Origin of the sequence: Hyphomicrobium sp. DY-1 (assembly GCF_047497105.1) — a bacterium.
Lineage (GTDB): Bacteria > Pseudomonadota > Alphaproteobacteria > Rhizobiales > Hyphomicrobiaceae > Hyphomicrobium_B.
The window spans coordinates 356147-372659 of the sequence record NZ_CP134870.1; the positions used below are offsets into that span (position 1 = coordinate 356147).

Sequence of the window (16513 nt, forward strand, 5' to 3'; positions counted from 1 at the left end):
GTCATTAAAGCGGATGCGCCGACACCAGGACTGAGGCGGCGGCGGTGGCAGCGTCAACGATGGCACCACCGACGAACGGCAGCACGAATGCGGCCGCGAAAACAGCCGACAGCGCCATGACAGCGGAGGTTCGGCCTTCGCGCGGCGAGAACGCCTCGGCCGGTTCATCGAAGAACATGACCTTCACGATGCGCAGATAATAGTAGGCGCTGATGACGCTCGAAACCATGCCGATGACCGAGAGCGGATAGAGCCCCGCCTTGATGGCGGGAAGGAACACGTACCACTTCGCCCAGAAGCCCGCGAGCGGCGGAATGCCTGCAAACGAGAACATCAAAATCGCCAGGATCGTCGCGAACGTCAGATCGGAGCGCGCGAGACCGGCCAAATCGGAGATGCTTTCGACGTAGCGGTCGCCGCGGCGCATTGACAGGACGCAGGCGAAGGCGCCGAGCGTCATGGCGACGTAGATCGCGAGATAGATCAGTACGCCGCTCGTTCCCTCGGGACTGTTGGCGGCGAGGCCCACCAGCGAGAAGCCGACGTGGCCGATCGACGAATAGGCGAGCAGCCGCTTGATATTGGTCTGACCGATGGCGGCGAACGCGCCAAGCGCCATAGACGCGATCGACAGGAAGATGACGATCTGCTGCCATTGCGGCGCAGCTGCGGGCATTGCGGCTTGCGTGAATCGCAGCAGGAGTGCCATCGCAGCGATTTTCGGCGCGCCGGCGAAGAAGGCCGTCACCGGCGTCGGCGATCCCTGGTAGACGTCGGGCGTCCACATATGGAACGGCACGGCGGCGATTTTGAAAGCGATGCCGACAAGCACAAAAACGAGGCCGAACGTCAGGCCGACGTTCGTCGCCATTTCCGGCAAGCCAGCAGCGGATGCGATCGACGCGTAGCTCGTCGAGCCAGTGACGCCGTACAGGATCGAAGCGCCATAGAGCAGCATGCCTGACGACAGCGCGCCGAGCACGAAATACTTCAGACCCGCCTCGCTCGAGCGGACATCGTCGCGATTGAAGGCGGCCACGACGTAAAGCGCCAGCGATTGCAACTCGAGGCCGAGATAGAGCGCGATGAGGTCATTCGCCGAAACCATCATCAGCATGCCGAGCGTCGCTAGCAGCACCAGCACCGGATATTCGAACAACAGCAGCTTCGCGCGCGTGAAGTTGTCGAAGGTCATCAGCAGCGTCAGCGCCGCACCGACGAGAATGACGATCTTCAGGAAGCGGGTGAAACTGTCGGATACGAACGCACCATTGAATACCGTTGCGGAGCCGCTTTGCTCGAAGACGGCGATGGCGACGACGACCAGCAGGCCGATGGCCAACCACGAGACGACGCGGCCAGCCGCTTCGCCGTTCTTCATGAAAACGCCGACCATCAGCAGCGCGATGGCGCCGAGCGCGAGGATGAGCTCGGGCAGGACGACTTGCAGGACCGTGCTATCGATCATTGGTATCCTCGCGTCGTCAGCGATGCGGCCGCCGTTGCCTGGGCCGACTGATAATTTTCGACTAGGTTCTTCACCGACGTCGCCGTCACGTCCAGAACCGGCGACGGATATACGCCATAGAAAATGGTGAGCAGGATCAGCGGCGCCAGGATCGCAACCTCACGCGGCGACAGATCGAGGATGCTTTTGAGGTTCGCCTTTTCCAGCGCCCCGAAAATCACGCGCCGATAAAGATAGAGCGCGTAAGACGCCGAGAGGATCACGCCCGTCGTCGCGATGATCGCAACCCAGGTATTGGCTTTAAACGCCGCGAGCAAAGTCAGGAATTCGCCGATGAAGCCGCTGGTGCCAGGCAGGCCGATATTCGCCATCGTGAAGACCATGAAGGCGAAGGCGTATTTCGGCATGCGCTCGACGAGGCCGCCGTAAGCTGCGATCTCACGCGTATGCATGCGGTCGTAGATAACGCCGACGCACAGGAACAGCGCCGACGAGACGATGCCGTGCGAGAGCATCTGGAAGATGGCGCCGTCAACGCCCTGCTGGGTCGCCGAGAAGATGCCCATCGTCACGTAGCCCATGTGCGCAACCGACGAATAGGCGATCAGCTTCTTCATGTCTTCCTGAACGAGCGCGACGAGCGAGGTGTAGACGATCGCCACGATCGAGAGCGTGAAGACGAAGGGCGCGAGATCGGCAGATGCATTCGGGAACATCGGCAGCGAAAAGCGTAGGAAGCCGTAGCCGCCCATCTTCAAAAGAATGCCGGCGAGAATGACGGAGCCTGCGGTCGGCGCTTCGACGTGAGCATCGGGAAGCCACGTGTGGACCGGCCACATCGGCATCTTGACCGCGAACGATGCGAAAAACGCGATCCATAGCCACCATTGCATTTCAGGCGGGAACTTCGTTTGCAGCAGCGTCGGGATGTCGGTCGTACCGGCGTGCCAGTACATCGCCATCATGGCGAGCAGCATCAACACAGAGCCGAGCAGCGTATACAGAAAGAACTTGAAGCTCGCGTACACGCGGCGCTTACCGCCCCAGACGCCGATGATGACGAACATCGGGATGAGGCCGCCCTCGAAGAACAGATAGAAGAGCACGATATCAAGCGCGCAGAAGACGCCGAGCATCATCGTCTCTAGGATCAGAAACGCGATCATGTATTCCTTGACGCGGATCTGTATCGACTGCCAGCTCGCAAGAATACAAAGCGGCATCAGGAACGTCGTCAGGATGACGAACAGCATCGAGATGCCGTCAACTCCCATCTTGTATTTCAGGGGGCCAAGCCAGTTGTATTCCTCAACGAACTGAAAGCCGGCAGACGAGCTGTCGAAGTTGATCCAGATCAGCAACGACACAGCAAAGGTGACGAGCGTCGTCCAAAGCGCGATCCAGCGCGCATTGCCCTTCGCTTCGGCGTTTTGCGTCGCGATCAGCACCGCTCCGATGAGCGGGAGGAAAATCGTGACCGAGAGAATGTTGCTCATTTGAGCACCCCGCCGAAGAGCCCGTTGTACGTCAGCCACGTGAGGATGGCGGCGACACCGATCAGCATCGCGAAGGCGTAGTGATACATGTAGCCGGTCTGCAGTTTGACGACCCGGTCGGTGACGCGGACAACGCCTTCCGCCGTACCGTCGATCGCGCCGTCAATGATCGTTCCGTCGCCGCCTTTCCAGAGCAAGCGGCCGAGCGCGAAGGCCGGCTTCACGAAGATGAAGTTGTAGAGTTCGTCGAAATACCACTTATTCAACAGGAACAGGTATAGCGGCTTGAATGCCCTTGCAGTGGCCTCGGGAAGCCAGGGCGCGCCGATGTAATAAACCCAGGCAACGACGAAGCCGAAGATCATCGCGATGAACGACGAGTAGCTGACCCATTCCGGCACGTCGTGCATCTCGTGCAGGATGTGGTTGTGCTCGCCGGTAAAGATTGCAGCGCCCCAGAACTCCTTCTGGTCATGCCCGATGAAATACGACGTGAAAACGACACCTGCCAGCGCAGCGCCGATCGAAAGGACCGCGAGCGGGATCATCATCGAGGGCGGGCTTTCGTGCGCGTGATCATAGGTGTGATGATCGGCGCGGGTGTGTCCGTAGAAGGTCATGAAGACCAGACGCCACGAATAGAACGACGTGAACACCGCCGCGATGACGAGGGCCCAGAAGGCATAGTTGTTCGGCGTCGCAGCAGCGTAGGAGGCTTCGATGATGGCGTCTTTGGAATAGAAGCCTGCAAAGCCCGTCAGGTGCGGAATGCCGACGCCCGTCAACGCAAATGTGCCGATCAGCATGGCGGCAAACGTCCACGGGATTTTCTTACGCAGTCCGCCCATCGCGCGCATGTCCTGCTCGTGATGCATCGCGTGGATGACGGAGCCTGCCCCGAGGAACAATAACGCCTTGAAGAAGGCGTGCGTGAAGAGATGGAAGATGCCGGCGCCATAAGCGCCGATACCGCAAGCGACGAACATGTAGCCCAGCTGCGAGCAGGTCGAATAAGCGATGACGCGCTTGATGTCGTTCTGAACGAGACCGACGGTTGCCGCAAAGAACGCGGTGATCGAGCCGATCAGCGTGACGAACGCCAAGGCATCCGGCGCAAGTTCGAAGATCGGCGATAGCCGCGCAACCATGAATACGCCGGCGGTGACCATGGTGGCGGCGTGGATGAGCGCCGACACAGGCGTCGGGCCTTCCATGGCGTCGGGCAACCAAGTGTGCAGCAGAAACTGCGCTGACTTGCCCATCGCGCCCATGAAGAGGAGCAGCGAAATCGTCGTCAGGATGTCGACGTCATGACCGGCGAAGCTAAACGTCTTGCCGACAGCGCTCGGTACAGCCGTGAAGAGCGTATCGAAATTGACGGTGTGAAAGACGAAGAACAGGGCGAAGATGCCAAGCGCGAAGCCGAAGTCGCCGACACGGTTTACGACGAAGGCCTTGATGGCCGCGGCGCACGCCGACGGCTTCGTGTACCAGAAGCCGATGAGCAGATAGGACGCGAGGCCGACGCCTTCCCAGCCGAAGAACATCTGCACGAGATTGTTGCTAGTCACGAGCATCAACATCGCGAACGTGAACAGCGACAGATATGCAAAGAAGCGTGGACGCGAGTCGTCCTCGTGCATGTAGCCGATGGAATAAAGGTGCACGAGGGAGGATACCGTCGTCACGACAACGAGCATCACCGACGTCAGCGTATCGACTTTCAACGCCCACGAGATGTCGAGTTCGCCGGATGTGATCCAGCGCATCAGCGTGATCTCACTCGTCTGGTGGCCAAGCGCGTCCTGGAAGAAAACGATCCAGGACAACACCGCGGCGATCATCAGAAACGAGGTGGTGATGATCTCGCACGGCCGCGGGCCGATAGCGCGACCGAAAAAGCCCGCGATGAGCGCGCCTGCGAGCGGCAGGAATACGATGGCGGCGTAGATCATCCCGCCTCACCCCTTCATCATGTTGATGTCTTCAACCGCGATGGAGCCGCGGTTGCGGAAGTAGACGACCATAATCGCGAGACCAATGGCAGATTCGGCGGCGGCGACCGTCAGCACGAAGAGCGCAAAGACCTGGCCGACGAGGTCGCCGTTGAAGTGAGAAAACGCCACGAGGTTGATGTTGACCGCCAGCAGCATCAACTCGATCGACAGCAAGATCACGATGACGTTCTTGCGGTTGAGGAAGATGCCGAAGATACCGAGCGTAAACAAGCACGCGGCAACGACGAGGTAATGTCCAAGACCGATGGTCATTCGGCTGCCTCCGGGTGCTTTGCAGCGGGCGGGATCACAGAGCCGCCGCTTGGGACCTTGATGACTTCGAGGCCAGTTTTCGGTCCGCGCGCGACCTGGGCGGCGATCGATTGGCGCTTCACGGCGACACGATGCTTCAACGTCAGCACGATGGCGCCGATCATTGCTACGAACAGGATCAAGCTCGCGCCCTCAAAGAAGTAGACGTACTTCGTGTAGAGTATCTCACCGAGCGCCTGCGTATTGGTGATGCCGGAGCCTGCGGCAGGAACCGGCGACGCGACGTTGAGAGACGAAGCAGCCGTCAAACCGCGATAGCCGACGAGCGCCAGAATTTCAGCGAGAACGATGCCGCCGACTACCGCGCCGACTCCGGCATTTTTGATGAAGCCGGCTTTCAGTTCCGCAAAGTCAACATCGAGCATCATCACGACGAAGAGGAACAGCACCGACACCGCGCCGACGTAGACGATGACGAGCAGCATCGCCAGGAACTCGGCATTTAGGAGAACAAAGAGCCCGGCGGCATTGAAGAAGGCGAGGATCAGGAACAACACGGCGTGCACCGGGTTTTTGGTCAGGATCACCATCGCGCCGGATGCGACCGCGAGGACCGCGAAGAGATAAAAGAAGAGAGCCGATGCCATTTCTCTCCCCTCAGCGATATTTCGCGTCGAGCGCGATGTTCTTGGCGATCTCGCGTTCCCAGCGGTCGCCGTTCGAGAGCAGCCTGTCCTTGTCGTAGAAAAGCTCCTCGCGCGTCTCCGTTGCGAATTCGAAGTTCGGGCCTTCGACGATGGCATCGACCGGGCAGGCTTCCTGGCACAGACCGCAATAGATGCATTTCGTCATGTCGATGTCGTAGCGTGTCGTGCGACGCGTGCCGTCGTTGCGGCGCGGGCCAGCTTCGATGGTGATCGCCTGAGCCGGACAGATCGCCTCGCAGAGTTTGCAGGCAATGCAGCGTTCCTCGCCGTTCGGATAGCGACGGAGCGCGTGTTCGCCGCGAAAGCGGGGCGACAGCGGGCCCTTTTCATAAGGGTAGTTCAGCGTCTTCTTCGGCGAGAAGAAGTAGCGCATCGTCAAAAAGAACGCCGAGACGAACTCGGTCAGAAAGAGCGACTTTACGCCCTGCGCCATGTTCATGAGAGGAAGCCTCCGAATTGCAGCACGGCGGCGGTGAGGATCACCATGACGAGCGACAGCGGCAGGAACACTTTCCAGCCGAGGCGCATCAACTGGTCATAGCGATACCGCGGCACCATTGCCTTCACCATGGCGAACATGAAGAAGACCATCACGACTTTGATCAGGAACCAGAAAATTCCAGGGATGGCATTGAGCGGCCAGATATCGAGCGGCGGCAGCCAACCACCGAGGAACAGGATCGTCGTCAGCGCACACATGGTGGTGATCGCGACGTACTCGCCGAGCATGTAGAGAAGATAGGGCGTCGAGGAATATTCGACCATGAAGCCCGCGACGAGTTCCGATTCCGCTTCGACGAGGTCGAACGGCGGCCGGTTCGTTTCAGCCAGCGCCGAGATGAAAAAGACGACGAACATCGGGAACAGCGGCAACCAGTGCCAGTCTAAGAACGAGTTTGTTAGGCCGAGTCGCGTGCCAATACCGGCCTTCTGCGCATTGACGATATCGGTGACGTTGAGCGAGCCGACGCAAAGGATCACGCAGACGATCACGAAGCCGATCGAAACTTCATAGGAGACCATCTGAGCTGCCGAGCGCAAGCTGCCCATGAATGGATACTTCGAGTTCGAGGCCCAGCCGCCCATGATGATGCCGTAGACACCGAGCGACGAGATGGCCGTGAGGTAGAGGATCCCGACGTTCATGTCTGAAATCACCCAGCGGCCGGAGGTCAGACCGAAGAAGCTGCCTTCGTTGACTGGTATGACCGCCCAGGAAGCGAGCGCGAATACGGCCGTCGCCAGCGGCGCAAGCAGGAATACGCCCTTGTCGGAACCTGCCGGAATAATCGGTTCTTTCAGGACGAATTTCAGAAGATCGGCAAACGACTGCAACAGGCCGAATGGACCGACGACGTTCGGCCCGCGCCGCATCTGCACGGCAGCCCAGACCTTGCGATCCATGAGCAACAGGAATGCGATTATGATGAGCAGAACCACGAGCATGAGCAGCGAGAAGCCGATCAGGGCCAGAATGTTCCAGCCGTAGTCAGTCATGAAGGTCTGCAGCGATTCGAGCATCCGTCCCTACTCCGCCGCCTTGAGTTGCTGCGTCTTTGAAGCTTTCAACGCGCTCATTCCTGCCATCACGGCCGAAGCGCGCGCGATCGGATTCGTGAGATAGAAGTCGAGCACGGCCGGAGCGAAAGGCTCGGACGATGTTTGACCGGTCAGCTTGGCGAGCGTCTCCAAGCCAGACACGGCGCGCATCTCAACCGTGTCGAGGGCAGCAAGTTGCGGGCTCGCCCGGTACATGGCGGCGCGCAGCTCCTTGATATTGTCATAGGGAAGCGTGGCGCCAGCGCGCTGCGATAGGGCGCGAAGGATCGTCCAATCTTCCTTGGCGTTGCCCGGCGGGAAGACAGCTTTGGCAGTTTGCTGCACGCGGCCTTCCGTGTTGACGTAGGTCGCGTTCTTTTCGGTGTACGCGGCGCCCGGCAGAATGACGTCGGCGCGTTCGGCGCCTTTATCACCATGCGTACCCTGGTAGACGACAAAGGCTTTCGGGCTGAGCTTGGAAAGATCGCACTCGTCGGCGCCGAGAAGATAAAGAAACTCGGTGTCGGGTCCGAGAATGCCTGCGGTGTCCTTGCCGCCCTTCTCGGGCACGAAGCCGAGATCGAGCCCCGCGACACGCCCCGCGGCAGTGTGCAGGACATTGAAGCCGTTCCAGCTCGCTTCTTTTCCGGCCGAAGCGGCAAGGAGAATGCGTGCTGCAACCGACAGCACTGCAAGCCCATCGGGCCGTGCAAAAGCGCCTTCGCCAACGATGACCATCGGCTTGGCGGCAGCTTTCAAAACTTCGGCGAACGGATGCCTCCCGTTGGCGATTTCCGCCAGGGTGTCCGGCCCGGCGCCAAGATAGTCGTAGCCGTAGGCTAGATCGACTTTCGGGCCGACGACGCCGATCTTCGTCGGCGCGGACCGCCAGCGCTTGCGAATGCGGGCATTGAGCACCGTCGCTTCAATGCGCGGATTGGCGCCGATCAGCAGAATTGCGTCGGCCTGCTCGATGCCTTCGATCGAAGAATTGAAGAGATAGCTCGCGCGGCCGAGCTTGGGATCGAGCCTGTCACCCGACTGGCGGCAATCGAGCGATTTTGCGCCGAAGCGGGTGAGAAGATCTTTCAGCGCGAACATTTCTTCCGCACCGGACAGATCGCCCGCTATCGCACCGATCTTGTCGGCGGGAGCGGCTTTCAATTTCTCGGCGACGAGGCCCAGCACTTCATCCCAGCTTGCCTGCACGAAGCGGCCGTTCTTTTTGATGTAGGGCTGATCGAGACGCTGCGTTTTCAGTCCGTCCGAGACGTGCCGCGTCTTGTCGGAAATCCATTCTTCGTTCACGGCATCGTTGTTGCGCGGAAGGATGCGCATGACCGCCGCGCCGCGTACGTCCGCCGCGATGGCGGAGCCGACGGCATCCATGACGTCGATTGTCTCGACGGCTTCCATTTCCCAGGGCCGCGCGGCAAACGCCCACGGACGGTGGGTTAGCGCGCCGACAGGACAGAGATCGACGGCGTTCGCGCTCATCTCCGACATGATGCCGTGTTCGAGATAGGTCGTGATCTCGGCATCCTCTCCACGGCCGATCAGGCCTAGCTCTTCGACGCCCGCGACTTCCGTCATGTAGCGGACGCAGCGCGTGCAGTGGATGCAGCGCGTCATCATCGTCTTGATCAGCGGACCGATGTGCTTCTCTTCGACGGCGCGCTTGTTTTCGTGATAGCGCGAGCCACCCATGCCGAAGGCCATCGCCTGATCTTGCAGATCGCATTCGCCACCCTGATCGCAGATGGGGCAATCGAGCGGGTGGTTGATGAGAAGAAATTCCATCACCCCTTCCCGCGCTTTCTTGACCATTGGGGACGAGGTGTTGACGACTTTCGGCGAGCCGTCCTTGTTCGGCGGCAAATCGTTGACGAGCATCGCGCATGAAGCGACGGGCTTGGGAGAGCCCTGCACTTCGACGAGACACATGCGGCAGTTACCGGCGATCGACAAGCGTTCGTGATAGCAAAAGCGCGGAATGACAGAGCCCGCCATTTCGCAGGCGTGCATCAAGGTCGTGCCGTCCTCGACCTCGATCGGTGTGCCGTCGACTATGAGTTGCTTTGACATTGATCAGCGAGCCCTTGCGTTCAAACCGCTTCATGGCCGGCACGCCAATAGGCGAGCAGTTCTGTAACGGGAATTCCTTCGATGGTCATGCCTTCCATGCAGCTGTCCTTGATAGAGGCGCCAGCAAGATTGGCCTTCTCGATGCACATTCCCGACAAGTTGACGTCGTGCACTTTCCAGCCAGACATGTTGAGATCGTCGAAGGAACATCCAGAAAGATTGACGTTGTGATACCGGCCGCCGGATAGGTTCACGTTCTCGAACGTGGCGCCGGACAGATTCACGTCATCAAACACCGAACCCGAGATGACGGCGCGTCGGACTTCAAGCCGGTGTTTCTCGTTTTCGATTTTCATTCTGCTTACTCCGCCGCCACACGAGCATGTTTGGCTTTATAGTCGTCGATCCGCTGCTCGATCACGGGGCGGAAATTGTTGATGAGACCCTGGATAGGCCATGCCGCTGCGTCTCCCAGCGCGCAAATCGTATGACCTTCGATCTGCTTGGAGACTTCAAACAGCAAATCGATTTCGCGCTTTTCTGCTTCGCCACGCTCCATGCGTTCCATGACGCGCCACATCCAGCCGGTGCCTTCGCGGCACGGTGTGCACTGGCCGCAGCTCTCATGCTTATAGAAGTAGGCGATGCGCCGGATGGCGGCGATGATGTCGGTCGACTTGTCCATCACGATCACAGCGGCGGTGCCGAGACCGGAGCCGAGCTTGCCGAGCGCGTCGAAGTCCATCGTCACGGCTTCGGCCTGCTCAGCGGTGATGCAGCGAACCGACGAACCACCTGGAATAACTGCCAGCAGATTATCCCAGCCGCCGCGAATGCCGCCGCAGTGACGGTCTATGAGTTCCTTCAACGGAATGCCCATCTCTTCCTCGACGACGCACGGGCGTTCGACGTGGCCTGAGATCTGGAAGAGCTTGGTCCCGGTATTATTCGGCTTGCCGAGAGCCGCGAACCACGCCGATCCGCGGCGCAGGATTTCGCCGGTCACCGCGATGCTTTCGACATTGTTGATCGTCGTCGGCGCGCCGTAGAGTCCGACATTGGCCGGAAACGGCGGCTTCAGGCGCGGCTGGCCCTTCTTGCCTTCGAGACTTTCGAGCATCGCCGTCTCTTCACCGCAGATATAAGCGCCGGCGCCGTGGTGGACGTAGAGGTCGAAGTCCCAGCCATGAATGTTGTTCTTGCCGATGAACTTCGCCGCATAAGCCTCATCGATGGCCCGCTGCAGCGCTTCGCGTTCGCGGATGTATTCGCCGCGCACATAGACGTAGCAGGCGTGCGCTCGCATCGCGAAGGATGCGAGAAGCGCACCTTCGACTAGTAGATGCGCGTCATGGCGGAGGATCTCGCGGTCTTTGCAGGAGCCGGGCTCCGACTCGTCGGCGTTGATAACGAGATAGCTCGGGCGCGCATCCGCCTTCGGCATGAACGACCACTTGAGGCCGGTCGGGAAGCCGGCGCCGCCGCGTCCGCGCAGGCCCGACTTCTTCACCTCGTCGATGATGTAGTCGTGGCCCTTGTCGATGAAGAACTTGGTGCCGTCCCACACGCCACGGCTCTGCGCGCCTTTGAGGCTGACATCGTGGAAGCCGTAGATATTACGGAAAATCCGGTCGCGATCATGCAGCATGCGCGCTACCCCTTCGGCTTTTCGCCGGCTTTGCTTTCGGGACGCCACCCGGAAGCAAGCTTCTGAGCCTGCTCAATCCACTTGTCACGGGTAACGCGGCCCTTGAACCCGTCAAGCTGACTTTCGAACCAAGCGACGTTCTCGGGCGTCCACTTGGCAATCTGGTCGAAGTGCCAAATTCCCATTGCGTTCAGCTTCTCCGCCATCTTATCGGCGACACCCCAGATCAAGGATAAATCGTCGGGCGCGCTGCCTCCGAGCGGCTCCTTGAGAAGCTCGGGCTGGACGATAGCGATTGCCGGAGCCGCCTGCTCGGCAGCTGCCGCAATCGCGCGGTCGCGGATCATGTCGGACTTGATCTTATCGAGCTCGCCGGCGCTCAATGCCTTGCCGCCGCCGCGCGCTTCGAGTTCCTTGACGAGACCGGCGTTCGCCATCGCGGTCAGGGCCGCGGGATGCAGCGGTGCGCTGCCGGATTGCGCGTTCGTCGGCGATGCCGGAGACGTCCCGGTCGCAACCTGCTCTTTGTGTGCTGGCGAAGCCAGAGCCGAAGGCGGCGTCGACTCTTTCGGCTGGTCTTCGGCGCCACCCGACGATTCCTCGAACCGCTTTTTCCAGGCGCCGATGGTCGATCCGTCGTAAAGCGTCGCGTCGGTCAGCGACGTCGGTCCGGAAGACGGGCAGGATGCGGTGCGTCCAGTCTGGGAACCGGGCTTCGGCTTACTGTCGGCGAGGAAGGCATCCAGGAGCTTGTCCAGCTGCTCAGCCGTCAGATCCTCGTAGGTATCCTTGTGGACCTGGACGACAGGGGCGTTGGCGCACACGCCAATGCATTCGACCTCTTCCCACGACAGCGTACCGTCGGCGTTCGTTTCGTGGGCGTGCTCGTTGATGCGCTTCTTGCAAACGGAGATGAGATCGCCGGAGCCGCGTAGCATGCAAGGCGTGGTACCGCAGACCTGGATGTGCGCCTTGCTGCCGACGGGCGACAGCTGGAACATCGTGTAGAAGGTCGCAACTTCCATGCCGCGTATGTGGGCCATACCCAGCATATCGCAAACGAGCCTGATCGCCGGCTCAGGAAGCCAACCGCCCGCCTGCTCCTGCGCCCGCCACATCAGCGGAATGATCGCGGAAGCCTGCTTGCCTTCGGGATACTTCGCGATTGTCTCGCGCGCCCATGCAAGATTCTCAGCCGTGAAAGCGAACTGGGCAGGTTGCTCAGGATTCAGTCGGCGAACGGCCATTCACGGCTCCCTCGAACGTCAATCCTAATGTCGCCGGAGCATAATGAGCGAACGTCGCGGGACGATTTGCCCGTTATGCTTCACGTCTAATCACTCGGCGACATTAACTCTCACTTCGTTACGCGGTCCAGTACGAGGATCGCGGACGCAAAGCAAGCATTTGTCCATCTGTCACATGTGACAAGTGATGATCGTCATCAGCGTTCAGGTGCGACGATACGCGCGCGAGATTACGGTGTCGCAGACGGAGGCGGCGCCGCCGATTCCGAGGGGAGCAGCCCGCGCCGTTGCAACGTCTCGGTCGGCTTCTCGGTCGCCCATCTGCGTTCGGAGAATCCGAGCGGCACAGCAAGCCAGCCAAGCAACAACAGGAACGTCGCGACCGGCGCCAGAAAGAGCGCGACTTGCGATCCCACACGCAGGAAGCCCGTCCAAATGGCCGCGAAGAGAAGCCCCAGCACGATAATCACCCAACCGCCGTCGTCAGCGCCCCGCGCGGTCGCGAACAGCAACGCCGAGAAGAGCCCGACGAGACCGATCAGAACAGGGATGAACGGAAGATCGGCCTGCAGCGCGCCCATCGGCCAGCCGCGCGAACGGGCAAAAAGCCGATAGGTCGCGAGGCTCAAGCCCCAGCCGAGCGACGCGACGGCAAGCAGGAATAGGTTGTCGACCATGGGGGCTGCACCGGGAAGCATGTTGGTGTCCTTCTGCGCAATGCCTCGAAATCTATCCTCCGGCTATCATACCGGCCCCCCCACGCGGGGGGATAAGTTTTTTTGGGGCGACGACCGCTAGCTCTCTTCAGCGCGCGCTTTCAACTTGCCGTTCATGGCTTGAAATCCGCGTTCGGTCGCGGCGAGGATACCGCCGACAAACGGCACCAGAAGACCTGAAAATGCTTCCGAGTGCGTGAAAAGCGTGTTTGATCCCTCTGCGCCAAGCACGAACCGGTGCTCACCCGTGAAGAGCCCCGGAATGGGAAGCGATCCGCGCCAGCAGAAGCGTTGTTCGGGGACGAATTCGGCGACGACTGGCCGAAACGTCTGCGGCTTTCCGCCCGGCGGCGCGATAACCACCTCGAGCTTGCTGCCGACACGCTTTTCCCCGGAGATGCTGCGAATAAAAGGGTTCCAGCTCGGGTAGGCGTGGAAGTCCATCAGGACGGACCAGACGCGCGACGGCACAGCCCGGATCAGCACCGCCGTTTCGATCACGCGCGCCATGGCGAATCAGCGGTCGATTTCGCCGAAGACGATATCGAGAGAGCCGAGGATCGCCGAGACGTCGGCGAGCATGTGGCCGCGATTGATGTGATCCATCGCCGCCAGATGCGGGAAGCCGGGAGCGCGGATCTTGCACCGATAGGGCTTGTTCGAACCGTCGGCGACGAGATAGACGCCGAATTCGCCCTTGGGCGCTTCGACGGCCGCATAGACTTCGCCGGGCGGTACATGGATGCCTTCGGTGTAGAGCTTGAAGTGATGAATGAGCGCTTCCATCGAGCGCTTCATCTCTGCGCGCTTGGGCGGCACGACCTTCTTGTTCTGGGCGACGTGCGGGCCTTGGCCGCTGGCCGACTTCAAAAGCTCGCAGCACTGCTTCATCAGCTTGGTCGACTCACGCATTTCCTGCATGCGGATGAGATAGCGATCGTAACAATCACCGTTCTTGCCGATCGGGATATCGAAATCGAGCTCAGCATAGCATTCGTAGGGCTGCGCCTTGCGCAGGTCCCAGGCGGCGCCGGAGCCGCGGACCATGACGCCAGAAAATCCCCACGCAAACGCTTCATCGAGCGAGACGACGCCGATATCGACGTTGCGTTGCTTGAAAATCCGGTTCTCGGTCAGCAGACCATCGATGTCGTCCAGAACCTTCAGGAACGGATCGCAGAAAGCGTAGATATCGTCGATCAACTGATCGGGCAAATCCTGATGGACGCCGCCGATGCGGAAGTATTTGGCGTGCATGCGCGAGCCTGATGCGCGCTCATAGAACACCATCAGCTTTTCGCGCTCTTCGAAGCCCCAGAGCGGCGGAGTCAACGCGCCGACGTCCATCGCTTGGGTGGTGACGTTCAAGAGATGGGACAAGAGGCGCCCGATCTCGGAATAAAGCACGCGAATGAGCTGTGCGCGGCGCGGAACTTCCAACCCTAGAAGCTTTTCGGCTGCGAGGCAGAACGAATGCTCCTGATTCATCGGCGCGACGTAATCGAGGCGATCGAAGTAGCCGATCGCCTGCATGTAGGTCTTGTGCTCGATCAGCTTTTCGGTGCCGCGATGGAGAAGCCCGATGTGCGGATCGACCCGCTCGACCACCTCGCCATCGAGTTCGAGGACCAAGCGCAGCACGCCATGCGCTGCCGGGTGCTGGGGCCCGAAGTTGATGTTGAAATTGCGGATCTCAGTCTCGGCCATGTTCAAACGGTCCCGCGCGTGATGGGTGCAAGCCTGGCGATCTTCGCCTTTTCGTTCACCCGCTGCTCGAACTTTTCCCAGTTGACGACCATACGCTGATGCTCGCCCTCGCCAATTAGGTCAATGCCGTCGTGGGCTTTGACATGAAAATATAGGCGGCGGCCAGCAACTTTCGTGCATTCGGCGTCGACCGTCACCGTTTGTCCGGGGACTGTGGCGGCGAGGTGCGAAACATTGATGTGGATGCCAAGCGAGCCCTCCCCCTTGTCGAGGTGAGGCGCAATGATGTGTAGGCACGTCCATTCCATCAGGCCGACCATGTAGCCTGTTGCGAACACCGTCGGCATGAGCTGGAACTCATGCGCCTCGGGGTAGAGATGCGGCACGGTCTTCGTCGCGGGAATGCGATAACTGAATTGTGTCTTGGCGCCGGGATGAAGCGTATCTTTCATGGCACGCCGCTCATACGCGATCCTTCAGATTGCGGATCGTGATGTAGAGGCTCGAAGCCGTCCCTGCGACTGCAAACAGGCCAACGAAAAAACCCCAGAAGTGCGGCCCCGTCGTGCGTCCGAACCACGGATAGAGAAGCTCAAACAGCGCGGAGACGAAGATCACGCCCAGCGGCACGACAATGGTGCCGTAGGGCAGAAAGCGGCATACGGCACCAAGAACCAAGCCCGCCACAGCGCGCGGCCAGTCGATGATAAAGGCCATGGTCATGAAGGCTGCCGCGATTGCGACGCTAGCTTCCAGTTGCATTGCGATCCGGGTCCTGTGCATCACCGCCATTTCGCACCTCCGACAACCTCGTTACCGGCAACTGCGAAAAGGCGCACTTCGCGCCGACCTCTGAATTCGAGAGCATGCCCCTGCTTCGGCGCCTCGGGCAACGCAGCTGAACAACTGGATGGCAAGACTAAACGAACGAACATTTAAAGCGGAACGCCAGATTGCGGGCTTTAAGATTTCGGACCGGCTTTCTCGTCGCCCGGCAGAACGTGACTGGGACCTTCCCACGGGCTCTCGAAATCGAAATCGCGGAATTCCTGGGTGAGCTTCACCGGCTCGTAGACGACACGTTTCTTCTCGTCATCATAGCGAACTTCGACATAGCCAGTGAGCGGGAAATCCTTCCGCAGCGGATGGCCCTGGAAACCGTAGTCCGTCAGGATGCGGCGCAGATCGGGATGGCCAATGAAGCGGATCCCATAAAGATCGTAGGCCTCGCGCTCGTACCAGTTGGCAGCGGGAAATACGTCGTTGACGCTCGCGACGGGAGTTACCTCGTCGGTTGCGATCTTGACCCTGATACGCTGGTTCAGGCGCGGCGACAGCAGATGATAGACGATGTCGAAGCGTTCAGCTCGTTCAGGATAATCGACGCCGCAGATGTCGATCAGAACTTCAAACAGGCATTTGGGATCGTCGCGAAGCTTGGTCAGCACGCCGACGATATCTTCGCGAGCAACGGTGATCGTCAATTCGTCGTAAGCGATGGCCGACCGCTGCAAGCCGGCGCCTGCAAGCGAATTCGCGGCATCCTGCAATAGAGACAATTCTGTCATCGGCCGGCGATCTCCCAGCGCGGCCGACAGCATGAGCCGGCCATGGTGATTTTTTGCTTTTG

At 60.1% G+C, this 16513-nt stretch carries 17 protein-coding genes; all 17 read right to left on the reverse strand.

The window, feature by feature from the left end; genetic code table 11:
- Window positions 1-4: 4 nt before the first annotated feature.
- Window positions 5-1468: an NADH-quinone oxidoreductase subunit NuoN gene (gene nuoN, locus RLW41_RS01645; protein ID WP_409560591.1), complete on the reverse strand. Its 1464-nt coding sequence runs from the start codon at window positions 1466-1468 to the stop codon at window positions 5-7.
- On the reverse strand, window positions 1465-2964 hold the full coding sequence (locus RLW41_RS01650; RefSeq protein ID WP_409560592.1) for an NADH-quinone oxidoreductase subunit M: 1500 nt from the start codon (window positions 2962-2964) through the stop codon (window positions 1465-1467). The genes nuoN and RLW41_RS01650 overlap by 4 nt, the downstream gene beginning before the upstream one ends.
- Entirely contained in the window at window positions 2961-4919 is a 1959-nt protein-coding gene (gene nuoL / locus RLW41_RS01655; RefSeq protein WP_414463214.1) for an NADH-quinone oxidoreductase subunit L, read from the reverse strand. Before nuoL ends, RLW41_RS01650 begins: the two co-directional genes overlap by 4 nt.
- A gap of 6 nt (window positions 4920-4925) precedes the next feature.
- Window positions 4926-5234, reverse strand: coding sequence for an NADH-quinone oxidoreductase subunit NuoK (nuoK, locus tag RLW41_RS01660; RefSeq protein ID WP_013948504.1), 309 nt, complete (start codon window positions 5232-5234; stop codon window positions 4926-4928).
- The gene (locus RLW41_RS01665; RefSeq protein WP_414463215.1) at window positions 5231-5881 is read right to left on the reverse strand and encodes an NADH-quinone oxidoreductase subunit J; all 651 of its coding nucleotides are present in this window, start codon (window positions 5879-5881) and stop codon (window positions 5231-5233) included. The genes nuoK and RLW41_RS01665 overlap by 4 nt, the downstream gene beginning before the upstream one ends.
- 10 nt (window positions 5882-5891) lie before the next feature.
- Window positions 5892-6380, reverse strand: a complete 489-nt coding sequence (nuoI, locus tag RLW41_RS01670; protein WP_409560595.1) for an NADH-quinone oxidoreductase subunit NuoI — start codon at window positions 6378-6380, stop codon at window positions 5892-5894.
- Complete coding sequence (gene nuoH / locus RLW41_RS01675; protein ID WP_409560596.1) at window positions 6377-7462, reverse strand: NADH-quinone oxidoreductase subunit NuoH; 1086 nt, start codon at window positions 7460-7462, stop codon at window positions 6377-6379. Before nuoH ends, nuoI begins: the two co-directional genes overlap by 4 nt.
- A 6-nt stretch (window positions 7463-7468) precedes the next feature.
- The gene (gene nuoG, locus RLW41_RS01680) at window positions 7469-9565 is read right to left on the reverse strand and encodes an NADH-quinone oxidoreductase subunit NuoG (protein WP_414463216.1); all 2097 of its coding nucleotides are present in this window, start codon (window positions 9563-9565) and stop codon (window positions 7469-7471) included.
- A 20-nt stretch (window positions 9566-9585) separates the two neighbouring features.
- Complete coding sequence (locus tag RLW41_RS01685; protein WP_414463217.1) at window positions 9586-9921, reverse strand: pentapeptide repeat-containing protein; 336 nt, start codon at window positions 9919-9921, stop codon at window positions 9586-9588.
- Between the two features lie 5 nt (window positions 9922-9926).
- Entirely contained in the window at window positions 9927-11213 is a 1287-nt protein-coding gene (nuoF, locus tag RLW41_RS01690) for an NADH-quinone oxidoreductase subunit NuoF (protein WP_013948509.1), read from the reverse strand.
- 5 nt (window positions 11214-11218) lie between these two features.
- Window positions 11219-12460: an NADH-quinone oxidoreductase subunit NuoE gene (gene nuoE, locus RLW41_RS01695; RefSeq protein WP_414463218.1), complete on the reverse strand. Its 1242-nt coding sequence runs from the start codon at window positions 12458-12460 to the stop codon at window positions 11219-11221.
- Between the two features lie 230 nt (window positions 12461-12690).
- A complete protein-coding gene (locus tag RLW41_RS01700; protein WP_414463219.1) occupies window positions 12691-13158 on the reverse strand; it encodes a hypothetical protein in 468 nt (155 codons plus the stop codon).
- 96 nt (window positions 13159-13254) lie between these two features.
- On the reverse strand, window positions 13255-13686 hold the full coding sequence (locus RLW41_RS01705) for an SRPBCC family protein (RefSeq protein WP_414463220.1): 432 nt from the start codon (window positions 13684-13686) through the stop codon (window positions 13255-13257).
- A 6-nt stretch (window positions 13687-13692) separates the two neighbouring features.
- Window positions 13693-14883 (reverse strand): NADH-quinone oxidoreductase subunit D, encoded by a 1191-nt coding sequence (locus RLW41_RS01710; protein ID WP_409560602.1) that lies wholly within the window; start codon window positions 14881-14883, stop codon window positions 13693-13695.
- A 2-nt stretch (window positions 14884-14885) separates the two neighbouring features.
- Window positions 14886-15335, reverse strand: a complete 450-nt coding sequence (locus RLW41_RS01715) for a thioesterase family protein (protein ID WP_414463221.1) — start codon at window positions 15333-15335, stop codon at window positions 14886-14888.
- A gap of 10 nt (window positions 15336-15345) precedes the next feature.
- Entirely contained in the window at window positions 15346-15645 is a 300-nt protein-coding gene (locus RLW41_RS01720; protein WP_409560604.1) for a hypothetical protein, read from the reverse strand.
- 200 nt (window positions 15646-15845) lie between these two features.
- The gene (locus RLW41_RS01725) at window positions 15846-16451 is read right to left on the reverse strand and encodes an NADH-quinone oxidoreductase subunit C (RefSeq protein WP_414463222.1); all 606 of its coding nucleotides are present in this window, start codon (window positions 16449-16451) and stop codon (window positions 15846-15848) included.
- Window positions 16452-16513 lie beyond the last annotated feature (62 nt).